The following is a 23,222-nucleotide window of genomic DNA, read 5'->3' as shown; positions in this document are numbered from 1 at the left end:
CTCGGATTATAGATTATACTATTAATGATTCCGGTCTGGCTGTATAGAATCTGGAGGTTGATAGTCCACCAACTCCATAGTGAAGTGACCGACAACAACCTTTGAACGGACCTTCACCGGGATACGCCGATTGTCGGCCGAAAACCAAACCAGCAGTTCGGCATCACGGCTCTTCCGAAACACGCCGGAAAGGTGTTTGACGTCAATTCGGACACGATAACAGGGAATAATTCCCAGAGGCGTTTTCACATCCTCCTTGCCCTCCACAAGCGACTCGCCAACCACGCTGACCTTGCCGTCGGTAACGTTGGCGGCAAAACGCATTGTTTTGTAAAACGGCTGCTTGCGGAACCCGAAGAGAATGGACATCGGGTCGAACACTTGCGCTGGCTGGTCCAGGGTATGTTTCAACTCGCCCCAAACATAGCGACGCGTCTGTCGCGCCTCGGGATCAAATTCCAGATCGACCTGCTTGTGGTATGATCCCTCGTTCTGTTCCTTCTTGTAGCGCAGGGAGTGGTTCACACCAGGGTCGGTCCAGGACTCCAGCGTGTCACGGACTTTGTAGAACTTGTCCACCCAAGGCACAGTCCGGGCCGTGGCCCGGAAGGCGCAGGCGGGCACCCCTTCCAAATCCGTGTCGGGCAGCACTTCGAGCACGGCGTCACCAGCATGGACAAATGTCCAATAAATACGATACGTAAGCCGCTCACCGGGACCAAAGGGGACCTTGATCCCGGCATATGCGGGGACGGCGGCCAACAGAAGCAGCAGTGCAATAAAGATCAAACGTTTACTCATGGTTGAGAACTGACTATTGTTCAGCTTCAAGTCAAGAGTCGTGCAATTCGAAGCACACGCCTGTGGACAAAAAGGGATGGAGCAGCTAGTAGGAATCTGGAAACAAACGAAAACGACGTATATACCCAAGGAGTTACCTTCATGATGCTCAGAAAGCGCGCATGGGATATGATGCGGGACGATTTTCCGGTCGTCCATGAGGACGCAAGTCTGGCAGAGGCCATTCGCGTCATGCGCGAAGCCATGGTCGAAGCCCCGGACTCCCAGGTGGTGGTGGTCCAAAACAAGGGCGGCAAGCTGGTAGGCGCCATCAATTTGTGGAAGCTCTTCAACGCCGTCAAGCAATCCGTGCTCAAGGACGAAAACCTCAAGGCGGCCGGCGAGGTTGACTGGGATCAGCAGTTTGCCAACGCCTGCCTGATCTGCACCCAGATGCGGCTTGGCGAACACCTCATAAAGGACCCGCCGACCCTGCGGCCCAACGAGCCCATTCTCCTGGTGCTCGATACCTTCCTGAAGACCCGGCGGGACTGGGCCCTGGTGGAGGAAAGCGGCAAGGTCATGGGCGTGGTCTACGTCACCGATGTCTACCGGGAGATGACCCGCGACATGGTCACTTTCTTCAACAAATAAACAGGCATCTACAGAAAAAGTACGGCCCGCACCGGAAATCCCGGAGCGGGCCGTTTTTCTTTTCTGTTTACCGGGATTATTCCTTGAGCTTCAGGTCCAGGAACAGCAACGCCTGCAAGGCCTTGGTGATTTCCGGATCGTAACGTCTGTCCCCGGCAAGGTCGCCTGCGGCCTTGAGCAAGGGCAACCCCTTGGAATAGGGCCTGTCCGCAATCATGGCACAGAACGAATCCACAACGGCGCAGAGCCGCCCGGCAAAGGACTGCTTGACCGTCTTCATGGGGTAGCCGGAGCCGTTGAGTCGCTCATGGTGCTCGGTAACGCACTGCTCTATCTCGGGGTAACGCAGGTCGAGCTTGGTCAGCATCTCGTACCCGATCTTGGTATGCACGCCCACCTTGGTCCGCTCGTCCGGGGTCAGGGGCTTGTCCTTGGACCGGATGAACGCGGGCACCTTGGCCATGCCCAGATCATGCAGAAAGAGACCGGCACTCAGCCTGTCGAAGATCTTGCGCTGAACCTGCTCTTCGAACGGCTTGGCCTTGAGCCTGCCCAGCAGGGCAAGGCCGAGAAAACCGCAGTTCACGGAATGATTTTCCAGACTATGCTTCTTGTGAAGCCGTCGTACCAGGGCTCGTGTACGGTTGATATCCTTGTACAGGTATTCGGACAGGACCATCAGGTCCACCCAGAGTTTTTTGAGCATCAGCGGAACCGGCTGTTCCAGGAACTCGCCCATGCGCCGGGTCAGCGCCTGGGCAAAGATATCCGCAATCTCCCGTTCCTTCAGGTTGGAGTCCACCAGGACGAGATCAAGCTGGAAGCTGATGTGTTTGACGTAGACCGAATGGTCGTCCCGGGAGACGAAAATCAGTCCCTGCGCCGTCAGATCGGCCAGTTCCTCTATCCGCTCGTTGGAAAGACGATCACCCACCTTGTAGTAGGGCATAATCCTCGCCTTTTCCTCATTGAACAGAAACATGTTCAACGGTGGGCGAAACTTATTGAAACTGCCCAAAATGTCCGGGCTGATCTGGTAATATTCCTCGTTCAGTCCATCGGGAATGGTTTGCTGCTGCTTCGAACTCATGTCTCCTCGCTGTCGCTGTCGCTAGGGGGGGGCTGATGCCCTTCTACTGATTTTCCTTGGGGAGTTTCTCGTAGAGTTTGACCACGTTGGTCTGGGTCAGGGCCTTGCCCTTTTCCGGCTGGCCTGCCGTGATGATGACGATATCCCCTTCCAGGAAGGCGGGAGACTGGCGCACGAACACCTCGGCCCGTTCCTGGTGATCATCAATGGCGTCAAGCGGCTCCGCCGGAATAACGCCCCAGGAGAGGTTGGTGAAATGGCGTACAATGGAGTCCGTGCTCAGGGCATAGATCGACTGTGCCGGACGGCAGGACGAAAGCAGCCGCGACGTCGCTCCGGAGGTGGAGTGACAGACGATGGCCTTGGCCCCGGTCTTGCCCGCCAGCATGGCGGCGGCATGGGCCAGGAAGGTGGAGGGAGGCAGCTCGCGCTCGTCCACCTCCATTACAGGGATGCGGGTTTCGAAGAGATACTGCTCGATCTCATAGGCTATCTTGCGCATGAAGCGGACGCACTCGCCAAAGTAGCGGCCAATGGCCGTTTCCTCGGAGAGCATGACGCAATCAGCTCCGTCCAGGATGGCGTTGGCCACGTCCGTTGTCTCGGCCCGGGTCGCCATGGGCGAATTGACCATGGAAAGCAACATCTGAGTGGCCACGATGACCGGTTTGCCCGCCTTGTTGCATGCCTGAATGATGCGCTTCTGTGCCACGGGCAACTCAGCGAGGTCGAGTTCCAGGCCAAGGTCGCCACGGGCAACCATGATGCCGTCCGCCTCTCTCAGGATGTCGTCCAGGCACTCCAGGGCTGCCGTGCGTTCCAGCTTGGCGATGATGGGCACCCGGCGGCCGTACTGGATCATCTCCGCCCGCAGGTTGCAGATGTCCTCCGGCTTCTGGACAAAACTCATGGCAACCACATCCACTCCGAGTTCCATGCCCACGGCCAAGTCAGCCTTGTCCTTATCGGTCAGCGGCGCCAGCGGGGTCTTCATCCCCGGGAAGGTAATGCCCTTGCGCGGCGGGCACATGCCGGAGTTTGTGGCCTCCAGCCTGATGAGGTTTTCTGCTTCGACCTTCTTGACCTTGAACCGGATCATGCCGTCCGAGAGGGACACGGGGTCCCCTTCCTTCATGGACGACAGCAGTTCCGGGAAATCCAGGCAGATGAACGGCTCTTCCACGTCCTTCACCTTGTCCGGAGTGCCGAGCAGGACCTCGCTCCCCTTGGAGACCTCGAAGGCACCGAGCCCGACATCGCAGGTGCGGATTTTGGGACCGGAAAGGTCCTGGAGTACGGTCAGTGTATAGCCGGTTTCCTTTTCAAGCCGCCGGATGATGCTGACCATCTCCTCGAAAAATTCTCTTCCGCCGTGAGAAAAATTGAGCCGAAATATTTTGGCTCCGGACGCCACCAGTTCCTTGACCGCTTCGTAATTGCCGGTGCCCGGCCCCAGCGTTGCGATGATCTTGATGTGTCTGTCCATGCTACCTCCCTGCCCGGCCGACGCTTCAGAAGCTCCAACGGCCCGGATCAATACACTATATTATAACACTCCCGCCCTAACCCATATTGACAACTGCTATGGAGCTTAGGCGTGCGGCTATGAAAAAGCAATAATGGTCGCAAATATTTGCTCATAAATGTCGGCCTGACGGTTGACATTCTCTTGATTTTCCAGCATCGGTGGGAATAAGTGGATTTTCGTGTAAAAATTGGGTAAGAATGTGGAACAAGGAGGGAGCGGCAGGGTCGCTCCAGGGAAAAGATGAAATTCAGAGGTCACGCACACAGAAGCCTGGATGACAAGGGACGGCTTATCCTGCCGCCCGATTTCCGGGATACGATCCGCGCCGGCAACGACGACGCGGTCATCGTGCTGACCATCTATCAGAAGCATGTCATCGGCATTACCCCGGCCCAATGGGACCGTCTTGAAGACGAGCTGGAAAAGGTTCGCGTCCCCAGCCCGGCCCTGAACAACATCAAACGCATCCTCTACTCCGGCTATACCGAAACGCCCGTGAACAAGCTGGGACGGTTAGCCATCCCCGCACACCTGCGCAAGAGCGGAAAGCTGGACAAGGACGTGGTTGTCATGGGTGTGGGCAAGCACTTTGAAATCTGGCCTTCCGACAGCTTCGAGCTCCTGCTCGACGAGGACTACGACGTGTCCTCCGAGCTGGCGGAAAACAACGTCAGCCTGCCGTTCTAGTCATGGCAGGCGGGATGGACCCGGCGTCCGTTCATACCACAGTTCTTTTACAAGAAGTGATTGACTGGCTCCGACCCAGACCGGGCGGCCGTTATCTGGACGGCACCCTGGGCATGGGTGGGCACAGCCTGGCGCTCATGCGAGCGGCAGGCGAAGGTGCCGAGCTGGCCGGGCTGGACCGGGACGAGGAGGCATTGGGGCTTGCGAGCGCACGACTTGAGGAATTCGGCGACCGCGCACACCTCTTCCACCTCCCTTTTTCACGGTTCAAGGAAGCCCTGGACGAGCTTGGGTGGGAAAAGGTGGATGGCGCGGTCTTGGACCTCGGCGTCTCCTCACTCCAACTGGACGAAGCGGAAAGAGGATTCAGCTTCATCCATGACGGCCCGCTGGACATGCGCATGGACAATGCGTACGGACCATCGGCCGCAGATCTGGTCAACACGCTGAAACACGGTGATCTGGCGCGGATCATCCGGACCATGGGGGAAGACCCCCTGGCTGGTAAAATAGCGTCTGCAATACTGAGGGCACGGGATAAGGAAGCGATCACGACGACGCTTCAATTGGCAGAGATCGTGCGGCTGGCGTATCCGCCCAAGATGCGGCACACCGCGCGCAATCATCCGGCAACCCGGACCTTTCAGGGACTGCGCATCGCAGTCAACAGGGAAACTGAGGAACTGAACAGCTACCTGGAAAACATCGTCGAACGCCTGAATCCGGGCGCGCGAGTGGCCATCATCTCGTTTCACTCCCTGGAGGACAGGGCCGTGAAACACGCTTTTCGGGACAGTGCCAAAGGGTGTAAATGCCCCCCGCACCAACTCCACTGCACCTGCGGCGGAAAACCGGAACTGCATGTACTGACGAAGAAGCCACAACTGCCGTCCGAGGAAGAAATGGCCGGGAATCCCCGCAGCCGTAGCGCCAAGCTGCGTGTGGCGGAACGACTCGGCCCCGACGGAGAAAGAGCATGAGCAAAGCCGACAAGACACTCTTGTGGATGATCCTCACCCTGCTGGGTGGGGCGCTCGCTCTGGGCCTGAGCACTGTATGGCTGAACATCGAACGCATGGACCTGGCATACGACCTGCGCACGATGGAAAAGAGCCTTGGCCGGAAAGAGGATCTGGCCGTGAAACTTTCGGTTGAGAGGAACAACCTGGTTTCACCTTATCAGCTCAGGAAACTCGCGGACCGTCTCGAACTCGGGGTGGCCGCGCCGGGGCAGATCCGGCGGATAGCGGATACGAGGTAACGCGGCGCTTACATATCGCAAGCGCCTGAGTGGGATTACAGGGAAAAAACATGGTTAAGGGAAGCCAGGGGCGCAAAGACCGCAGCAGGGTAAAGATCGGGTTCGTCATGAGCCTCTTCGCTATTGCCCTGGTGGGACTTTGGGTCCGGACGGGCTGGGTGCAGATCTATGAAGGATCCGCCCTGCTCGAAAAGGCATCAAAGCAGAGCCGCGCCGCCGAATGTGAATACGGCGAGCGGGGACGCATTTTCGACCGCAACGGACAGATGCTTGCCACCAGCGTGGAAGCAAAGTCCGTTTTTGCGCGTCCCTTTGAAGTGGTCAACGTCGACGTTGCCGCCGACACCCTTTCCCGCGTCCTCAAAATCTCCCGCCGGACAATATACAAGAGACTGAAATCGCATAAGAAATTTGTTTGGATAAAACGCCAGGTCAACGACCGCGAAGCAGCTGCCGTCACCGAGGCAGGCCTGCCCGGCGTCCGGCTGGTCAGCGAATTTTCCCGCATCTATCCCAACGGCCACCTGGCAGCCCAGACCATCGGATTCGTCAACGTGGACGGCCGGGGACTGGAAGGCATCGAACGCGTCTACAACGACCGCCTCAAGCCGAGCAAGGCGCAGTTTGTGGTCCAGCGCGACGGCAAGGGCCAGCGCAGCTATACCGATGCCCAGGGTCGCGAAATGGACATCAACGGCCTGGACGTGCGGCTGACCATCGACACCCAGATCCAGCACGCGGCCGAGCAAGCCCTGGCGAAATCCATTGCCAAGTACGGCGCCAGAGCAGGTATCGTCCTGGTGGTGGATGTGGACTCGGGCGATATTCTGGCCATGGCCAACCAGCCCTTCTTCAATCCCAACGACGTCAGCCAGTCCAAGGCTTCCCAGCGCCGTCTCCGCGCCCTGACGGATATCTATGAGCCGGGTTCGACCATGAAACCTTTCCTCTTCGCCGCCGCACTGCAGGAAGGCACAATCACTCCCGACACGCTCATTTTCTGCGAAAACGGCCGGTGGAAGCTTGATGGGAAAACCATCCGCGACACGCACAAGGAAAAATGGATCCCCGCGCGCAAGGTACTCCGCTACTCCTCCAACATCGGCTCGGCCAAGATCGGCCTGGGCCTCGGCGCAGGCGTCTACCATTCCTATCTGACCAAGCTAGGTTTTGGCGAAAAGACGAATATCGGGCTGCCCGGCGAGGCCTCCGGCATCCTGATGCCGCCGGACAAATGGACCAACGTGGACCTCGCGGCCATCAGCTTCGGCCAGGGCATCGGCGTCACCGCCTTGCAACTGGCCCAGGCTTTTCTCTGTCTGGCCAACGGCGGCGTCACCAAGGAATTGCACCTCGTTTCCATGCCGGAACCGCCCAAACGCAATGCAGCCCGGCAGGTTTTCTCCCCCGAAACCGCCGCCACAGTGCTCTCCCTGATGAAGGAAGTCGTCGAGGAAGACGGCACTGGCCGAAGCGCGCGCATCCCCGGCATCTCCATAGCCGGCAAGACCGGCACGGCGCAGAAGGCATCCCGCACCGGCCGGGGCTATGGCGACCAGTATCTTTCCTCCTTTGTGGCCCTTGTTCCGGCGGACCAGCCGGAACTGCTCGTGCTGACCATGATCGACGAACCGCAGAAGTCCAACTACGGCTCCATGGTGGCGGCGCCGGTCTGCCGCGAGGTGACGGTGCGCACCCTGGCTTACTACGGCAAGCTCTCCGAGACCCTGCAACCGGTCGCGGTGGAAAATGTTTCCGGCGAGGAGGCAGACGCTGCCTCCCTGGCCGAAGCCGTGGGTGTTCCCGCACCCCGGCCCGATACGGGCAAGGTGCCCGACATCACGGGTATGCCGGTACGGCGCGCCCTGGAAATGTTGACGAAAAAAGGAATCGTTCCCGTGCTCAAGGGCCGGGGCATGACGGTCAAGAACCAGAAGCCCGTAGCGGGCCAGCCCTGGCCCGACGACCAAAAGAAGGAGGGGACGGATGTTTTTGTTCTCTGGCTCTCCTAGTGAGGAAAAGGCAGGCGTTATGCAATTCGAAACGCTTCTGAAAAAAGTTGCCAAAGGGCTCATGGTGCGGACGGATTCGCGCCAGGTGCAGCCCGGCGAGTGCTTTGTGGCCATGCCCGGCACGCAGGTGCGCGGCATCGACTTCATCCCGAGCGCCCTGGATAAAGGGGCGAAATACATCGTTGCGCCCGAGTCCGACCGCGAACAGCTCGCGCCGGTCATCGAAAAACGCGCCCAGGTCGTATATCACGAGAATCCGGCCGTTGCCCTGGGCGAACTGGCCCGCCAATATTTCCGAGTCATGGACCGCGACCTGAAGCTGGTGGGCATCACCGGCACCAACGGCAAGACGACCACCACCTATCTGCTGGAGCATCTGCTCCAGTCGGCAGGCCTCAAGGTCGGCGTCATCGGCACGGTCAACTACCGCTGGCCCGGTTTCGAGATTCACGCCTCCCGCACCACCCCGGACTGCTGGATGATCCACGAGCTGCTCTACAACATGAAAAAGGCGGACGTGGACATTGCGATCATGGAAGTATCCTCCCACGCCCTGGTTCAGCACCGTGTGGCCGGACTGGAATTCGAGGCCGCAGTCATGACCAATCTGACCCAGGACCATCTGGACTACCACCACGACATGGAGACCTACTTCCAGGCCAAGCGGATGCTCTTCACCTCCTATCTCAAGGAAGGCAAGGCTGGGATCTTCAACTACAATGACTCCTTTGGCCGCCGCCTGCTGGCCGAATGCGATGGGGGTATTGGCTACGGCATCGGCCAGACCGGCATCGTCCGCCAGGAAGTGGGCGACAAGCCCATGGTCCAGGGAACCATCCTGGAAGCGAACGGCAAGGGCATGCACCTCAAGGTCGACTTCAAAGGAAACTCCTGGGAAATCGAATCTCCGCTCATCGGCGGCTTCAATGCCATGAATCTGCTGGGCGCACAGGCCGTTGCCCTCCAGCTGGGCCTCGGCAGCAAGGACATGCGCCGCATGAAAGACTTTCATGGCGTACCGGGACGCCTGGAGCGAGTGCCCAACGACAAGGGCCTCGACATCTTCGTGGACTTCGCCCACACGCCGGACGCGCTGGAGAACGTGCAACGCACCCTCAAACAGCTCGACTTCAAGCGTCTTATCACCGTCTTCGGCTGTGGCGGCGACCGTGACAAGACCAAACGGCCGATCATGGCCCAGTCCGTGGCCAAGTATGCCGACGTGGCCGTGCTCACCTCGGACAACCCCCGCTCCGAAGTGCCGGAGGCGATCATGGACGACGCGCGCCCCGGGCTGGAAGGCGCGAAAGAGATCATGGAAAACCCCAACCGCCGCGCGGCCATCCGCATGGCCATCAACGAGATGAATCCCGGCGACGCCGTACTCATCGCGGGCAAGGGGCATGAGGACTATCAGGTCCTCAAGGACGAAACCATTCATTTTTCCGATGTGGAAGAGGCCGCCAAGGCCATCGAGGAACGGCAGTGAAGCTGACATTGGCAGACGTACAGCGTTGCCTGGGCAACGGGGCCGATGAGGGCCAGGAAAACGTCGTCATCACCGAGGTGCAGACGGACAGCCGCGCCGTACAGGCGGGTGATCTTTTCGTCTGCCTGCCCGGCGAGCACTTCGACGGGCACGAGTTCGCGGCCCAGGCTGCGAAAAAAGGGGCCGCCGCAATCCTCGCCTCCCGAATGCTGGACGAAATGGACACCCCCGTAATCATGGTGCCGGACACCGTGGTTGCCCTCGGCCGTCTGGCCGCGGGCTGGCGGGACATCTGCGGTGCGCGGCTCATCGCGGTCACCGGCACGGCAGGCAAGACCACCGTCAAGGAGATGCTCGCTTCCGTGCTCTCCCAGAAATTCAACATAGCCAAGAACTACCGCAACCTGAACAACCAGATCGGGCTGCCGCTCTCCATGCTCCGCGCGAATGCCGACCAGGACCTGTGGATCATGGAGCTGGGCATTTCCCACCAGGGCGACATGGAAGAGCTGGCTCCCATAGCCAGCCCGGACCTGGCGGTCATCACCAATGTCGGCCCCGGCCATCTGGAAGGGTTGGGCGACATCGAGGGCGTGGCCAGGGCAAAATCCGCCCTGCTCCGCTACCTGCGTCAGGGCGGCGCTGCGGTCGTGGGCCGCGACTATCCCGAGCTGTGGACCGCAGCCAGGGAGATCGTGCCCGATCCCGTCGGCTTTTCCTCCAACCCGGCCAATACGGACACGGCATTTTCCGCCACTTTCCTGGGCACTGCCGGAGCCGAGGGCTGGGGCCGGTTCAATCTCCGCACCCCGGAGGGCGAAGGTGAATTCGACGCTCCGTTCTGCGGCGACCACTACGCGGCCAACCTCGCCTGCGTCGCCGCCGTGGCCCATCAGTTGGGCATGAGCCGGACGGACGTGGTGAAAGGGCTGGAAACGCTGGTTCCGGACCGGCAGCGGTTCTGCTGCCGCACCGTGGCCTACTGCACCATCATTGACGATACCTACAACGCCAACCCACTCTCCATGGCCAGCTCCATCCGCACGGCGGCCTCCATGGCCGGGGACAGGGAACTGGTGCTGGTGCTGGGCGACATGCGCGAACTGGGCGCGGAAGCGGCCATGCGCCATGAGGAACTGGGACGGCTGCTCAAGGATATCGAGCTCAAGGCGATTTTTTACAAGGGCGACCACTACGGGGATGTGGCGCGGGGCATGAAAGGCGGCATGAAACCGGTCAAGGTGGCCGGTCCCGAAGATTTCATAGCAGGCTGGCGCGAGCTTTCCCTCGACCGGTCCATGGCCCTGTTCAAGGGCTCACGGTCACTGGGCATGGAAGCGTTCGCTTCCGCCCTGTGCCGGGAACTGGAAAAACAGGCGGGAGAGGAGGCGTAACCTTGATATACAATCTGCTCGTACCGCTCAGTAACGAACTCAGCGTCCTGAACGTTTTCCGATACATCACCTTCCGTTCGGTCTGGGCCCTGCTCACCGCGCTGATCATCACCATCATCTTCGGACCGGCCATGATCCGCCTGCTGCACCGCATCAAGTGCGGCCAGTATATCCGCGAGGACGGCCCCAAGCATCAGGCCAAGCAGGGCACCCCGACCATGGGCGGCGTGATGATCATCATCTCCGTCTGTATATCCTCCCTGCTCTGGTCCGACCTGACCAACGTCTATGTCTGGCTGACCCTGCTCGTCTTCGTCGGGTTCGGTGCCGTGGGCTTTGCCGACGACTACATCAAGGTGGTCATGAAACGGAACAAGGGACTCTCGGCCAAGGCCAAGTTCCTGTGCCAGTGCGCAGTGGCCGCCACCGCCCTGTACCTGCTCATTCAGGAACCGGCGTATTCCACCGAACTGTCCGTGCCGTTCTTCAAGAACATCACCCCGGACCTGGGCTGGTTCTATCTGCCCTTCGCCATGGTCGTCATGGTGGGCGCGTCCAATGCCGTCAACCTGACCGACGGGCTGGACGGACTGGCCATCGGCCCCATGGTCGTGGCCATGGCCTGCTTCGCCATCTTCATCTACGTCTCCGGCCACGCCAAGATGGCCGAATACCTGGCGGTACAAAACATCCAGGGCATCGGCGAGGTCACCGTCTTCTGCGGCGCCATGGTCGGCGCGGGACTTGGATTCCTGTGGTTCAACGCCCACCCCGCCCAGGTGTTCATGGGCGATGTCGGCTCCCTTTCCCTCGGCGGCGCCCTCGGTTTCGTGGCCGTGCTGGCCAAGCAGGAACTGCTGCTCGCCATTGTGGGCGGCGTATTCGTGTTCGAGACCCTCTCGGTCATTCTCCAGGTGGGCTACTTCAAGCTCACCGGCGGCAAGCGCATCTTCAAGATGGCGCCGCTTCACCATCATTTCGAGCTCAAGGGCATCCCGGAATCCAAGATTATTGTCCGGTTCTGGATTCTTTCCATCCTGATGGCCCTGATGGCCCTTTCCACACTCAAGTTGAGGTAGTGCCATGAATCAGATCGTAAAAGACTTCATCGACCAGGCGATCCTGAAAGGAAAACAGGGTGTCGTCGTGGGCGTGGGCAAATCCGGGCTGGCTGCGGCCCGTCTGCTGCGCGTGCTCGGCGCGCGCGTCCGCATTGTGGACCGCAACGAATCCGTTGCCCCGGAAAAACTCGGCGACCTCCAGGGGACTGCGGAGCTGATTACCGGCGAGCACAGGCCCGAACACTTCGCTGACGCGGACATCATCGTCCTCTCCCCCGGCGTGCCGGTCAAACGCATGGCCGACGCCCTGCGCGGCATCGAGGAACGCAAGATCGTTTCGGAACTGGAGTTCGCCTCCTGGTTCATCAAGGCCCCTGTCCTGGCCATCACCGGCACCAACGGCAAGACCACGACCACCACGCTGGTCAGCGAGATTCTGGCCCATGCCGGGAAAAAGGTCTTTACCGGCGGCAATATAGGCACCCCGCTGTGCGACTATCTGCTGGGCGAGGAACCCGCCGACGTCATCGTGCTCGAAGTCTCCAGCTTCCAGCTCCAGAACTGCCGCCTGTTCAAGCCCAGCGTCGGCGTTCTTCTGAATTTCTCGGCCAACCATCTCGACTACCATGAAAACATGGCCGAATACCTCGGGGCCAAGCTGACCCTCTTCGCCCGTATGACCGCCGAGGACACCGCCTTGATCCACGAATCCGTGCGTCCGGTGCTGGACAATGCCTTTGGCGGCCGTCCCTTCACCGAGGCCAACGTGGAATGGTACGGCCCCACGGACCGGTTCGAAGCCCCGAACCTGCCCGGCGAGCACAACCGCTCCAACGTGGAAGCCGCGTGGCAGGCGGCCCGACACTTCGGCGTGACCGAGGAGCAGGCTGCGGAGGCCATCCGCAACTTCCATCCGCTCCATCACCGCATCGAGCCGGTAGGCGAGGTGAACGGCGTGCTCTACGTGGATGATTCCAAGGCCACCACCCTGGACGCCGTGGTCGCGGCCGTCCATTCCTTTGACCGCCCGGTGCGCCTGCTCATGGGCGGCGTATGGAAGGGCGGCGATGTCGAGGCCTTTGCCGAAACAGTGAAGAACCGGGTCGTCACCGTGGGTTTGTTCGGTGCCAGCCGGGATATCCTGGAGCCGCCGCTGTCCCGGGTCGTGCCCGTCACCTGGGACGAGACCCTGCCCCAGGCGGTGAAGCGGCAGGCCGATGCGGCGCAGGCCGGCGAGCTGGTTCTGCTCTCCCCGGCCACCTCCAGTTTTGATCAGTATGCAAACTACGCCCAGCGCGGAGACGACTTCCGCCGCGCCGTGGAGGAGTTGGGATGAACAAACTGAAGGCGCAGAACGCACCTGCGGGAACCGGACGCATTGATCCATGGCTGCTGCTCGGCACGCTTGTGCTGGTCGGCTTCGGCCTGATCATGGTCCTGTCCTCCAGCGGCATCACTGCCGAGCGGGACTTCGCCGACAAGTATTTCTTCTTCAAGCGCCAGCTCATGTTTGCGGGTGTCGGCATCGCGGCCATGCTCGCCTGCATGCAGATGCCAAGGCGGCTGCTCTACGGCCTGACCTATTTCTGGGTCATCGCCGCCGCGGTCATGCTCGCCCTGTGCATCACCCCGCTGGGGCTGAACATCAACGGCGCCAGCCGCTGGGTCCGTCTCGGCCCGGTGAACATCCAGCCCCTGGAGTTCGCCAAGGTTGCGCTGGTCCTCTATCTGGCCTACTTTTTTGCAAAGAAACAGGAGATGGTGCGCACCTTCTCGGTCGGGTTCCTGCCGCCCTTCTTCGTTACCGGCGTGCTTTGCGGCCTGCTGCTGCTCCAGCCCGACTTCGGCGGGGCCGTGGTCCTGGCCGGGCTGCTCTTCTTCATGTGCATGGTGGGCGGCACCCGCATCAGCTACCTGCTCCCCACCATGATCTTCGGTGCAGGCGCGGGCTGGCTGCTCATTTCCTCCTCGCCCTACCGGCTCAAACGGTGGACCGCGTTTCTCGATCCCTTTGCCTCGGCCCGCGACGAGGGCTACCAGTTGGTCCAGTCGCTCTATGCCTTCGGTTCCGGCCGCATCTTCGGTTCCGGCCTGGGCGCGGGCAAGCAGAAGCTCTTCTTCCTGCCCGAGGCGCACAACGACTTCATCATGGCCGTGGCCGGGGAAGAACTCGGATTCGTAGGCATGTCCATTTTCTTCATTGCCATCGCCTTTTTCCTGTGGCGCGCCTTCCGCGTCACCCTGCATCTTGAGGACCTTCAGGACCGCTTCACCGCCTTTGGCGTGACCTGCATCCTGGCCTTGGGCATGATCCTCAATCTGGCCGTGGTGCTCGGCACGGTGCCGCCCAAGGGCGTGGCCATGCCCTTCATCAGCTACGGCGGTTCCAGCCTGACCGTCTCTCTCATCTGCGCGGGCATCCTGCTCAACCTGTCGAGGAGGGCCACGGCATGACGCTAAACAAGGTCATCCTCTCCACCGGCGGCACGGGCGGCCACATCTTCCCGGCCCTGGCCGTTGCCCGCGAGTTGCAGGAGCGTCATCCCGGCGTGGAAATTCTCTTCCTCGGCGGCTCCGGCCCGGAAGGCGATCTGGCACGGCGGCACGGCCTCCAGTTCCGGGAGCTGCCCGCCAAGGGCATCATGGGACGCGGCCTCTCCGGTATGCTCTCCGGCCTGGGCTGGCTCGGCAAGGGACTGCCGCAGGCCATGGGCGCGGTGCACCGCTTCAAACCGGACGCGGCCATCGGTTTCGGCGGCTATGCGGGCTTCTGCCCCATCCTGGCCGCCCGCCTTCTCGGCGTGCCCACGGCGGTGCACGAACAGAACTCCGTGCCCGGCGTGACCAACAAGGTGCTGGGCAAGCTGGTCAAACGAATTTTTCTCAGCTTCCCGGATACGGGGAGCGTGTTTCCGGCCCACAAGTGCGTCATCACCGGCAACCCGGTGCGCCGCCAGATAGTGGACGCCGCGCAGGCCCGCGAGGGGCGCGCCCACGGGCGGCGGCTTCTGGTGCTGGGCGGCAGCCAGGGCGCGCGGCCCGTCAATGACGCGGTCATCGCGGCCCTGCCACAACTCATGGCGGCGGGCGTCACTCTGGTGCATCAGGCCGGAAAAGCGGATTTCGATCGCGTCCGGGCCTCCTACGAGACCGCCGGAGCGGACCCGTCCCAGGTGCACGGGTTTATCGAGGACATGGCGGCCGAATATGCGCGCGCCGATCTGGCCCTGTGCCGGGCGGGCGCAACCACGGTCTTCGAGGTGGCTGCCGCCGGGGTTCCGGCCATCTTCGTGCCCTTCCCCCAGGCCACGCACGACCACCAGACGAAGAACGCCAAGGCCATGGCCACACTCGGTGCGGCCGTGCTCCTGCCGCAGGCCGAACTGACCGGAGAACGGCTGGCAAAAGAAATACTCTCCCTGCTCGATGCCCCGGCCGAGCTTAACAAAATGGAATCAGCGGCGCGCGGCTTTGCCAGAGAGCGGGCGGCGGCCGATATCGCGGCGGGACTCGAAGCCCTGGCCGTGAAGGAAGGATAAAGAATATGTCTGCAGCGCAAGGTCCCTACCTGACCGTAGGTGGCGAAGCCTGCCCCGCCATGCGGGCGCGGGTGAACAACATTCACATGGTCGGCATCGGCGGTTCCGGCATGAACGGCATCGCCGAGGTGCTCATCAACATGGGCTTCAGGATTACCGGGTCGGACCTCGCGGCCTCGGCCCCGGTGCGCCGTCTGGAAAAACTCGGTGCCACGGTCTTCATCGGCCATGGGGCGGACAACGTGGGTGATGCGGACGTGCTCATCAAGTCCACCGCCATCCCGGACAAGAACCCGGAGCTGGTGGCTGCGCGCGAACGCGGCATCCCCATCATCCCCCGGGCCGAAATGCTGGCCGAGCTGATGCGCCTGCGCACCGGCATCGCCGTGGCCGGCACCCACGGCAAGACCACGACCACCTCGCTGCTGGCCACCATCTTTACCGAGGCCGGGCTCGACCCCACCGTCATCATTGGCGGCAGGCTCTCCATTTTCGGCTCCAATGCGCGACTGGGCGAGGGCGACTATCTCATCGCCGAGGCCGACGAGTCCGATGGCTCGTTCCTCCTGCTCTCGCCCATCATCAGCGTGGTCACCAACGTGGACAAGGACCACCTCGATTTCTATCAGGATCAGGATGCCATCGACGACTCCTTCGCCAATTTCATGAACTCCATTCCGTTCTACGGCATGAACGTGGTCTGCGGCGACGACGAGGGTGTGCAACGCCTCCTGCCCCACATCAAGCGCCCTTGCCTGACCTACGGGCTGGGCGAAAACAACCGTCTGCGCGGCGAGATCCTCTCCGCCGGTCTGCGCTCCCTGTTCAAGGTCTACCTGGACGGCGAGGAATGGGGTGAGGTCACCGTGGCCCAACCCGGCACGCACAACGTGCTCAATGCCCTGGCCTGCATCGGTGTGGCCCTGGAGGCGGGGCTGGACAAGCGGGACATCATCAACGGTCTGGCCGATTTCGGCGGCGTGGGCCGTCGGTTCGAGCGCAAGGGCGAACGCAAGGGCGTGCTGGTCGTGGACGACTACGGCCACCATCCGGCGGAAATCCTGGCCAACCTGAAAACCGCCCGGGCCTGCTACCCGGACCGTCGGCTGGTCGTGGCTTTCCAGCCCCACCGCTTCAGCCGTACCCAGGCCCTGTTCGGCGAATTCTGCAAGGTGTTCAAGGAAGCGGACCTGCTGCTGCTCACGGAGATCTATCCGGCCAGCGAGTCGCCCATTCCCGGCGTCTCCGGCCTGTCGCTCGCGCAGGGCATCAAGCAGGTCAGCGACACCAAGGTCCAGTTCTTCCCGGACTTCGAATCCATGGAAAAAAGGCTGAACGACATCCTCACCGCAGGTGATCTGCTCATGACCCAGGGTGCCGGTTCCATCTGGCGCGTGGGCGAGAACTGGCTCAATCAGGACCTGGCAGACGAAACGGCCAAAAACGGAGAAGAGGCATAACATGGCACTGGAGCTGATTCGCAACCCCTCGCTTTCCGAGCGGACCACCCTCGGCCTCGGCGGCACCGCCGAAGTCGAACTGGTCGTGCGCGAAAAGGGTGACCTGGACGCCGTGGCCCAATTCCTGAGCCATGAGAATCTGCGTCCCTTCGTCATCGGCAGGGGGAGCAATCTGCTGGTGCGCGACAGCCATCTCGATCTGGCGCTCATCCGGCCCGACATGCCCTCCGGCCCCACCCGGGTGGAGCGCAACGGCGACGGACTCGTCGTCCGATGCGGCGCGGGTCAGCGGCTGCCCGGCCTGCTCGGCTGGGCACAGCGGGCAGGGTTCTCCGGCCTGGAGAACCTGACCGGCATTCCCGGCACCGTGGGTGGAGCCGTGGCCATGAACGCGGGCTCCTACGGCACCAGCTTCGGCGACCTGATCACACGCGTCCGGCTGTGGTCCCCGGCCCAGGGGCTCGTCTGGGTGGATGCGGACCAGTGCCATTTCGGCTACCGCCATTTTTCCTGCCCGGCACACCCGGGCAAATCCCTGGTCTGGGAGGTGGAACTCCTCCTGGCCGAGACCTCGGCCGACGAGGTCCGCAACGCCATGCGGAGCGTATACAAGAAAAAACAGGGCACCCAGCCGGTGACCGCCGCCAGCGCGGGCTGCATCTTCAAGAACCCCGAAGGCGAATCCGCCGGACGGCTGCTGGACAAGGCGGGCTTCAAGGGCATGCGACTGGGCCACATGGCATTCTCCGACATGCACGCCAATTTCCTGATCAATCTCGGCGGCGGCACATCGGCCCAGGCCCTGGACCTGATGGAAGCGGCCAAGAGCGCCGTGAGCGAAAAATTCGGCATTACTCTCGAACCGGAGGTCATCCTGCTATGAGCACCCTGACCATGAACAAGCAAAACCGCCTCGCCCTGAACAACATAAACGGCAAGCGCGGCAACACCCGGCGCAAACAGAAACGCTCCGTTCCCCGGCTGACCGGCACGGGCCGCATGGTCATGCGCTCGGTGCTCCTGCTGCTCACCCTCTCCTTTGTGGCAGTGGTAGGCGTCGGGCTGCTCTTCGGCTACCGCTACCTGACCACCAGCAGCTACTTCGAGCTCAAGGATATTTCGGTCACGGGCAATTCCCGCCTGACCTACGGCGACATCCTCAAATCCGCCAACGTTCGCCTCGGCCTCAACTGCCTGGAAATGAACGTGGGCAAGGTGGAGGACCGGATTTCGGCCAGCCCGTGGGTCGCCGCCGCGACCGTGCGCCGCGAATGGCCGAACAAGCTGCATATTTCGATCAAGGAGAAGGTTCCGGCCTTCTGGATCCGCCAGGGCGACGGCCTCTACTTTGCCGACGCCAAGGGCAAGGTCATCGCCCCCATGCATCCGGGCGAGACCGGTTCGCTGCCCGTGTTGCAGATAGCGGACTCCATCGATGACGGGTCGCAGGTGCTGACCGGATTTCTGCAGAGCATGGCCGAGCACAAGACGCCTTTCACCCAGGCGCAGACGGCCTGGATCCGGCTTACCAGCGCTCATGAGCTGGAAATTTACCTGGATGGGCATGACGGCGGCAAAGGCCTGACCGTTCTGCTCTCCATGGACCGCTGGCAGCTTCAGCTGGAGCGGATCAAAATAGCCTGGCGCGATTTGATGCGCCGGGACGAGTTCAAAAACACCGCCATCATCGCCGCCAGCGGCGACAAGGTCTGGGTCAAACGCCGGACCGACGGGTAACGAGGAATACCAAGCGAGACGCTTGAACATACAGGGAATTCAATGAGGAAACCAAGGAGCAAATCATGGCCAAAAGCGATCTGATAGTGGGCCTGGACGTGGGCACCACCAAGATCTGCACCGTGGTCGGCGAGGCGAGCGAAAACGGCGTCGATATCATCGGCATCGGCACCGCCCCTTCCACCGGGCTTCGGCGCGGCGTGGTCGTCAACATCGAAAAGACCGTCCAGTGCATCCGCAAGTCCCTGGAGGAGGCGGAACTCATGGCCGGTTGCGACATCCGCACCGTGTACGCAGGTATAGCGGGCAGCCACATTCAGGGCTTCAATTCCCACGGCGTCATCGGCGTCAAGGGCGGCGAGGTCACCCAGCGGGACGTGGACCGCGTCATCGAAGCGGCGCGCGCCATCGCCATCCCCATGGATCGCGAGGTGCTGCACACGCTGCCTCAGGAATTTATCGTGGACGACCAGCGCGGCATCTCCGACCCCCTCGGCATGGCCGGGGTTCGGCTGGAGGTGAAGGTCCACATCGTCACCGGCGCGGTGACGTCCGCGCAGAACATCATCCGCTCGTGCAAACGCGCGGAGCTTAACGTGTCCAACGTGGTCCTGGAGTCCCTGGCTTCCAGCAAGGCCGTGCTCTCGCCCGAGGAACGCGAGATCGGCGTGGCCCTGGTGGACATCGGCGGCGGCACCACGGACATCGCGGTGTTCTCCAAGGACTCCATCAAGCACACGTCGGTGCTGGCCCTGGGCGGTCACAATCTGACCAACGACATCGCCTACGGCCTGCGCACCCCCATGCAGTCGGCCGAGGACATCAAGATCAAATACGGCTGCGCCCTGGCCGACCTGATCACCGACGAGGAAGTGCTTGAGGTGCCCAGCGTGGGCGGCCGCGAGTCCCGGGCCATGAGCAAGCGCGTACTGGCGGAAATCTGCGAGCCGCGCTGCGAGGAAATCCTGGCCCTGGTGGATCAGGAGCTCATCAAGTCCGGCTTCAAGAACATGATCGCGGCGGGCGTGGTGCTCACCGGCGGCACCTGCCTCATCGACGGGATGCAGGAGCTGGCAGAGCAGATATTCGACCTGCCGGTGCGCATAGGCGTGCCGGGCGACGGCCTGGGCGGCCTGCGCGAAGAGGTCATGAGCCCCAAGTACGCCACCGCAGTCGGCCTGCTCCTCCATGGAGCGGATGAGGAAGGCGTGCGCGGCCGCGTGACCATCGAGGAAGAGTCGAGTTTCGACAAGATCTTGGGCCGCATGAAGAAATGGTTCACGGATATCGCTTAGAGGAACTGAGGAATCGAGGAACATTCAACAGGGAAACCGAGGAATCGGCCCGCTTGGAAGGCAGGGCCGGATGAGGAGAAGACGCCATGGAATTTTCGGAAATCGTCCATGAAAGCAATGCCAAAATCAAAGTCGTGGGATGCGGCGGCGCAGGCGGCAATGCGGTAAACAACATGATCATGTCGGCCCTCAAGGGGGTCAAGTTCATCGTGGCCAATACAGACCACCAGGACATCGACAAATCGCTCGCCGAGCACAAGATCCAGATCGGCGAAAAGCTCACCAAGGGACTCGGCGCGGGCGCCAATCCCGAGATCGGCCGCAACGCCGCCCTGGAGTCCGAGGACCGGATTCGCGAGGCCCTGGAAGGCGCGGACATGGTCTTCATCACCGCCGGAATGGGCGGCGGCACCGGCACAGGTTCCGCTCCCGTGGTGGCGGAAATTGCCAAGGACATGGGGGCGCTCACCGTGGGCGTGGTCACCAAGCCCTTCTATTTCGAAGGCAAGCAGCGCCTCAGGCAGGCCGAAGAGGGAGCCAGCGCCCTGGCCGAGGTGGTGGACTCCATCATCACCATCCCCAACGACCGCCTGCTCCAGCTTGCGGCCAAGAAGGCCAGCTTCTCCGACATGCTCAAGAAGGCCGATGAAGTCCTGTACTACGCGGTCAAGGGCATCGCGGACCTGATCACCGTGCACGGCCTGATCAACCTGGACTTCGCGGACGTCAAGGCCGCCATGTCCAGCTCCGGCATGGCGCTGATGGGCACCGGCATCGCCTCGGGCGAGGGCCGGGCCAAGGAAGCGGCCATGAAGGCCATCACCAGCCCGCTGCTGGAGGACGTCTCCATCGAGGGCGCCAAGGGCGTGCTTATCAACATCACCTGCGGCCCGGACATGCTCATCGACGAGGTCTCCGAAGCCGCCGACATCATTTACAAGGAAGCGCACGACGACGCCGAAATCTTCTTCGGTACCGTCTTCGACCCCGACGCGGGCGACGAGATGCGCATCACGGTCATCGCTACCGGTATTGAGAGCGCCCTGGCCGAGGCCGAGCCCGTCATGAGCAAGGCCGAGGAGCAGAAGCTCCGCCTGCTGGGACCCCGCGGCATGAAAGCCCAGGCCCAGCCCAAGCGTGAAGGCCACCAGCGCGTCATTGCCCAGGACCGGAACATCCCGGCCTACCTGCGCAAGGCGGGCGGCGACCTGAATACCACCGAACTGCCCCAGCAGACCATGTCCAAGCGCGTGGCCGCTGGCGCGGGTCCCGGTGAAGAGGAGTTCATCTTCGACGACGGAGAGGACAGCCTCGATGTCCCGGCCTTCATTCGCAAGAATGTCGACTAGAGACCAACAGTAGCGTGTGGAGGTGAGCGTCATCGGCGCAAGAACCCTGTATTATGGCGTGTCGGAGCCACAGGCCCCCGACCTCGGTGGACGCTTGCCAGTGGCAATGACCGTCCCCGGTGGGGCTAAGGCCGCCATCTCAACCCTTGGCTGGCAGGCGGTATACCGCATGTTGGCGGAGGAACCCGGCTTGGCCGTAGAACGCGTCTTCCCCGACAAGCTGGGGCAGACCGATGGCGACGCACCAAAAACACGCGAATCAAACAGCCCACTATCCTCATTCCCTGTAATCGCCTGGAGCGCAACATTCGAGGAGGATTTCCTCAACCTCCCTCGGATGCTCCAGGCGGCGGGCGTTCCGCCCCTAGCGGCGGAACGCCCGTGCCTTCCCCTGATTGTTGCCGGGGGACCACCCGCCTTCCTGAATCCGGCTCCCATCGCCCCGTTCATCGATGTCTTCTGGGTGGGCGAGGCGGATGAGCATTTCGCCCCTCTTTTTCTCAAGATCCGGGCCATGGTCTTCGATGGAGCGGACAAGGACGCCATCCTCGAAGCCATCAAGGACGATCCCGGCATCTGGGTGCCAGGCCGATCGAAAACGCCGGTGAAGCGGCTGCATACCGGCACCCCCGGCGTGCTGTCCGATCCCGCCTTCTCCTGTTTCGTCTCCGGCCACGCCACATTTCGCGATACCCTGCTGCTGGAGGTCAACCGGGGCTGCCCCTACGGTTGCCGATTCTGCGCCGCAGGCTACATCTACCGCCCTCCCCGCCACGCGGAAATGGCCGAACTCCAACGCATCGTGGAGCTGGCCGATCCGCCCAAGGTCGGTCTGGTAGGCACGGCCCTGACAGACTGGGCCGACCTGATCCCCTTCCTCAAGTGGCTGCACGGCAAGGGCAAGAAATTTTCCCTCTCCTCCATGCGCGCGGACGGCATTACCGAAGAATTGCTCACCTACCTGCGCGAACGCGGCATCCGCACCATCACCCTGGCGCTTGAAGGCGCGAGCGAACGGCTGCGGCGCATGATGAGCAAGAAGCTCAAAATAGAGGATTTTCTGAACGCGGTTCGCCTCTGCGCCCGCCACGGCGTGAACCACCTCAAGCTCTACCTCATTGCGGGCTGGCCCGGCGAGACGGACGAGGACTACGCCGAACTGGCCGAACTCCTGGCCGAGGTCGTACGCATCCGCTCCGAGGAACCCGGCGGCCGCAAGAGCCATTTCATGCGCATCACCATCGGCGTCAGCTCCCTGGTGCCCAAGCCCTTCACCCCGTTCCAGTGGGCCCCCATGGCCTCGGAGGCCGACCTCTCGGCCCGCATGAAGCAGCTCACCAAAATGGTCAAGCCCTACAAGGGCATCACCCTGCAACACGACGACCCCTTCCAGGCCCGTCTCCAGGGCTACCTCTCCCGAGGCGGCGCGGAACTGGCCGACTTCATCCTCCTGGCCGCCGAACAAGGCGGCTGGAAAAAGGCCCTCAAACTGTGGAACGGCGACCCGTCGGAGGTCCTGGACCGCGAGCGAGGCAAGGACGAGCCCTTCCCTTGGGAGGTCATCGATGTGGGCGTGCGCCGTGACTATTTATGGAAGGAATGGGAGCGCGCCAAGGAGGCGCGGGTCAGCGGAGGATGTTCGAAGACGGGGTGTGAGAATTGCGCCGGGTGTGGGGTGGAGAAAGGGTAATAACTTTTTTTGATAAACAATATCAAGCAGCAAGAAGGCCCTGTTGGACAGACTGTCCAACAGGGCCTTTGTTTACCCTACTTCGACAAGGTATGAGCTAAACGGAATATTCTGTTTAGGGTATACTCCAGATGGACCGTAAACAAGCAACAACAGTTTCCCGATAGATTGTCTTTCAAAATGCAGCATGGTATAT

General features: G+C 61.8%; 20 protein-coding genes. 17 read left to right on the top strand and 3 right to left on the bottom strand.

Annotated features, from left to right (window positions below; genetic code table 11):
- Positions 1 to 21: 21 nt before the first annotated feature.
- Positions 22 to 801, bottom strand: coding sequence for a DUF3108 domain-containing protein (locus ACI0FG_RS02080; RefSeq protein ID WP_419786899.1), 780 nt, complete (start codon positions 799 to 801; stop codon positions 22 to 24).
- A gap of 141 nt (positions 802 to 942) precedes the next feature.
- On the opposite strand from ACI0FG_RS02080, the gene ACI0FG_RS02075 reads away from it, so the two are divergent.
- A complete protein-coding gene (locus ACI0FG_RS02075; protein ID WP_419786898.1) occupies positions 943 to 1,434 on the top strand; it encodes a CBS domain-containing protein in 492 nt (163 codons plus the stop codon).
- 76 nt (positions 1,435 to 1,510) lie between these two features.
- On the opposite strand, the gene ACI0FG_RS02070 is transcribed toward ACI0FG_RS02075, so the two are convergent.
- Complete coding sequence (locus ACI0FG_RS02070) at positions 1,511 to 2,524, bottom strand: HD-GYP domain-containing protein (protein WP_419786897.1); 1,014 nt, start codon at positions 2,522 to 2,524, stop codon at positions 1,511 to 1,513.
- 43 nt (positions 2,525 to 2,567) lie between these two features.
- Complete coding sequence (gene pyk / locus ACI0FG_RS02065; RefSeq protein WP_419786896.1) at positions 2,568 to 4,010, bottom strand: pyruvate kinase; 1,443 nt, start codon at positions 4,008 to 4,010, stop codon at positions 2,568 to 2,570.
- Positions 4,011 to 4,292: 282 nt separating this feature from the next.
- On the opposite strand from pyk, the gene ACI0FG_RS02060 reads away from it, so the two are divergent.
- From ACI0FG_RS02060 to ACI0FG_RS01985, 16 genes are all read left to right on the top strand, one after another.
- Positions 4,293 to 4,739: a division/cell wall cluster transcriptional repressor MraZ gene (locus tag ACI0FG_RS02060; protein WP_419786895.1), complete on the top strand. Its 447-nt coding sequence runs from the start codon at positions 4,293 to 4,295 to the stop codon at positions 4,737 to 4,739.
- 2 nt (positions 4,740 to 4,741) lie between these two features.
- Positions 4,742 to 5,719: a 16S rRNA (cytosine(1402)-N(4))-methyltransferase RsmH gene (rsmH, locus tag ACI0FG_RS02055; protein WP_419786894.1), complete on the top strand. Its 978-nt coding sequence runs from the start codon at positions 4,742 to 4,744 to the stop codon at positions 5,717 to 5,719.
- A complete protein-coding gene (locus tag ACI0FG_RS02050; RefSeq protein WP_419786893.1) occupies positions 5,716 to 6,000 on the top strand; it encodes a hypothetical protein in 285 nt (94 codons plus the stop codon). The genes rsmH and ACI0FG_RS02050 overlap by 4 nt, the downstream gene beginning before the upstream one ends.
- A 50-nt stretch (positions 6,001 to 6,050) precedes the next feature.
- The gene (locus ACI0FG_RS02045; protein WP_419786892.1) at positions 6,051 to 8,012 is read left to right on the top strand and encodes a penicillin-binding transpeptidase domain-containing protein; all 1,962 of its coding nucleotides are present in this window, start codon (positions 6,051 to 6,053) and stop codon (positions 8,010 to 8,012) included.
- Positions 7,987 to 9,501, top strand: a complete 1,515-nt coding sequence (locus ACI0FG_RS02040) for a UDP-N-acetylmuramoyl-L-alanyl-D-glutamate--2,6-diaminopimelate ligase (RefSeq protein ID WP_419786891.1) — start codon at positions 7,987 to 7,989, stop codon at positions 9,499 to 9,501. The genes ACI0FG_RS02045 and ACI0FG_RS02040 overlap by 26 nt, the downstream gene beginning before the upstream one ends.
- The gene (locus tag ACI0FG_RS02035) at positions 9,498 to 10,895 is read left to right on the top strand and encodes a UDP-N-acetylmuramoyl-tripeptide--D-alanyl-D-alanine ligase (protein WP_419786890.1); all 1,398 of its coding nucleotides are present in this window, start codon (positions 9,498 to 9,500) and stop codon (positions 10,893 to 10,895) included. Before ACI0FG_RS02040 ends, ACI0FG_RS02035 begins: the two co-directional genes overlap by 4 nt.
- Before the next feature lie 2 nt (positions 10,896 to 10,897).
- Positions 10,898 to 11,974: a phospho-N-acetylmuramoyl-pentapeptide-transferase gene (gene mraY, locus ACI0FG_RS02030; RefSeq protein ID WP_419786889.1), complete on the top strand. Its 1,077-nt coding sequence runs from the start codon at positions 10,898 to 10,900 to the stop codon at positions 11,972 to 11,974.
- Positions 11,975 to 11,978: 4 nt separating this feature from the next.
- Complete coding sequence (gene murD / locus ACI0FG_RS02025) at positions 11,979 to 13,292, top strand: UDP-N-acetylmuramoyl-L-alanine--D-glutamate ligase (RefSeq protein WP_419786888.1); 1,314 nt, start codon at positions 11,979 to 11,981, stop codon at positions 13,290 to 13,292.
- Complete coding sequence (ftsW, locus tag ACI0FG_RS02020) at positions 13,289 to 14,410, top strand: putative lipid II flippase FtsW (RefSeq protein WP_419786887.1); 1,122 nt, start codon at positions 13,289 to 13,291, stop codon at positions 14,408 to 14,410. Before murD ends, ftsW begins: the two co-directional genes overlap by 4 nt.
- Complete coding sequence (murG, locus tag ACI0FG_RS02015; protein ID WP_419786886.1) at positions 14,407 to 15,495, top strand: undecaprenyldiphospho-muramoylpentapeptide beta-N-acetylglucosaminyltransferase; 1,089 nt, start codon at positions 14,407 to 14,409, stop codon at positions 15,493 to 15,495. Before ftsW ends, murG begins: the two co-directional genes overlap by 4 nt.
- 5 nt (positions 15,496 to 15,500) lie before the next feature.
- Positions 15,501 to 16,955, top strand: coding sequence for a UDP-N-acetylmuramate--L-alanine ligase (gene murC / locus ACI0FG_RS02010; protein ID WP_419786885.1), 1,455 nt, complete (start codon positions 15,501 to 15,503; stop codon positions 16,953 to 16,955).
- 1 nt (position 16,956) lies between these two features.
- Complete coding sequence (murB, locus tag ACI0FG_RS02005; protein WP_419786884.1) at positions 16,957 to 17,838, top strand: UDP-N-acetylmuramate dehydrogenase; 882 nt, start codon at positions 16,957 to 16,959, stop codon at positions 17,836 to 17,838.
- The gene (locus ACI0FG_RS02000) at positions 17,835 to 18,692 is read left to right on the top strand and encodes a cell division protein FtsQ/DivIB (protein WP_419786883.1); all 858 of its coding nucleotides are present in this window, start codon (positions 17,835 to 17,837) and stop codon (positions 18,690 to 18,692) included. The genes murB and ACI0FG_RS02000 overlap by 4 nt, the downstream gene beginning before the upstream one ends.
- Positions 18,693 to 18,757: 65 nt before the next feature.
- A complete protein-coding gene (ftsA, locus tag ACI0FG_RS01995) occupies positions 18,758 to 19,987 on the top strand; it encodes a cell division protein FtsA (RefSeq protein WP_419786882.1) in 1,230 nt (409 codons plus the stop codon).
- An 86-nt stretch (positions 19,988 to 20,073) separates the two neighbouring features.
- On the top strand, positions 20,074 to 21,336 hold the full coding sequence (gene ftsZ / locus ACI0FG_RS01990) for a cell division protein FtsZ (protein WP_419786881.1): 1,263 nt from the start codon (positions 20,074 to 20,076) through the stop codon (positions 21,334 to 21,336).
- Between the two features lie 106 nt (positions 21,337 to 21,442).
- Positions 21,443 to 23,026, top strand: coding sequence for a radical SAM protein (locus tag ACI0FG_RS01985; RefSeq protein ID WP_419788343.1), 1,584 nt, complete (start codon positions 21,443 to 21,445; stop codon positions 23,024 to 23,026).
- The last annotated feature ends 196 nt before the right edge of the window (positions 23,027 to 23,222 follow it).

This window comes from Pseudodesulfovibrio sp. 7M6 (assembly GCF_050058625.1).
Taxonomy (GTDB): Bacteria; Desulfobacterota; Desulfovibrionia; order Desulfovibrionales; family Desulfovibrionaceae; genus Pseudodesulfovibrio; species Pseudodesulfovibrio salinus.
This window is presented reverse-complemented; position numbering and strand designations above follow the sequence as displayed.

What these genes read in the sequence shown, in the direction of transcription:
- ACI0FG_RS02075 (WP_419786898.1), top strand. Translation starts at nt 943, where the DNA reads ATGATGCTCAGAAAGCGCGCATGGGATATGATGCGGGACGATTTTCCG.
- murG (WP_419786886.1), top strand. Translation starts at nt 14,407, where the DNA reads ATGACGCTAAACAAGGTCATCCTCTCCACCGGCGGCACGGGCGGCCAC.
- ftsZ (WP_419786881.1), top strand. Translation starts at nt 20,074, where the DNA reads ATGGAATTTTCGGAAATCGTCCATGAAAGCAATGCCAAAATCAAAGTC.
- murD (WP_419786888.1), top strand. Translation starts at nt 11,979, where the DNA reads ATGAATCAGATCGTAAAAGACTTCATCGACCAGGCGATCCTGAAAGGA.
- rsmH (WP_419786894.1), top strand. Translation starts at nt 4,742, where the DNA reads ATGGCAGGCGGGATGGACCCGGCGTCCGTTCATACCACAGTTCTTTTA.
- ACI0FG_RS02080 (WP_419786899.1), bottom strand. Translation starts at nt 801, where the DNA reads ATGAGTAAACGTTTGATCTTTATTGCACTGCTGCTTCTGTTGGCCGCC.
- murC (WP_419786885.1), top strand. Translation starts at nt 15,501, where the DNA reads ATGTCTGCAGCGCAAGGTCCCTACCTGACCGTAGGTGGCGAAGCCTGC.
- ACI0FG_RS01985 (WP_419788343.1), top strand. Translation starts at nt 21,443, where the DNA reads ATGACCGTCCCCGGTGGGGCTAAGGCCGCCATCTCAACCCTTGGCTGG.
- ACI0FG_RS02040 (WP_419786891.1), top strand. Translation starts at nt 7,987, where the DNA reads ATGTTTTTGTTCTCTGGCTCTCCTAGTGAGGAAAAGGCAGGCGTTATG.
- ACI0FG_RS02050 (WP_419786893.1), top strand. Translation starts at nt 5,716, where the DNA reads ATGAGCAAAGCCGACAAGACACTCTTGTGGATGATCCTCACCCTGCTG.
- ACI0FG_RS02060 (WP_419786895.1), top strand. Translation starts at nt 4,293, where the DNA reads ATGAAATTCAGAGGTCACGCACACAGAAGCCTGGATGACAAGGGACGG.
- ACI0FG_RS02070 (WP_419786897.1), bottom strand. Translation starts at nt 2,524, where the DNA reads ATGAGTTCGAAGCAGCAGCAAACCATTCCCGATGGACTGAACGAGGAA.
- pyk (WP_419786896.1), bottom strand. Translation starts at nt 4,010, where the DNA reads ATGGACAGACACATCAAGATCATCGCAACGCTGGGGCCGGGCACCGGC.
- murB (WP_419786884.1), top strand. Translation starts at nt 16,957, where the DNA reads ATGGCACTGGAGCTGATTCGCAACCCCTCGCTTTCCGAGCGGACCACC.
- ftsA (WP_419786882.1), top strand. Translation starts at nt 18,758, where the DNA reads ATGGCCAAAAGCGATCTGATAGTGGGCCTGGACGTGGGCACCACCAAG.
- ACI0FG_RS02045 (WP_419786892.1), top strand. Translation starts at nt 6,051, where the DNA reads ATGGTTAAGGGAAGCCAGGGGCGCAAAGACCGCAGCAGGGTAAAGATC.
- ftsW (WP_419786887.1), top strand. Translation starts at nt 13,289, where the DNA reads ATGAACAAACTGAAGGCGCAGAACGCACCTGCGGGAACCGGACGCATT.
- ACI0FG_RS02000 (WP_419786883.1), top strand. Translation starts at nt 17,835, where the DNA reads ATGAGCACCCTGACCATGAACAAGCAAAACCGCCTCGCCCTGAACAAC.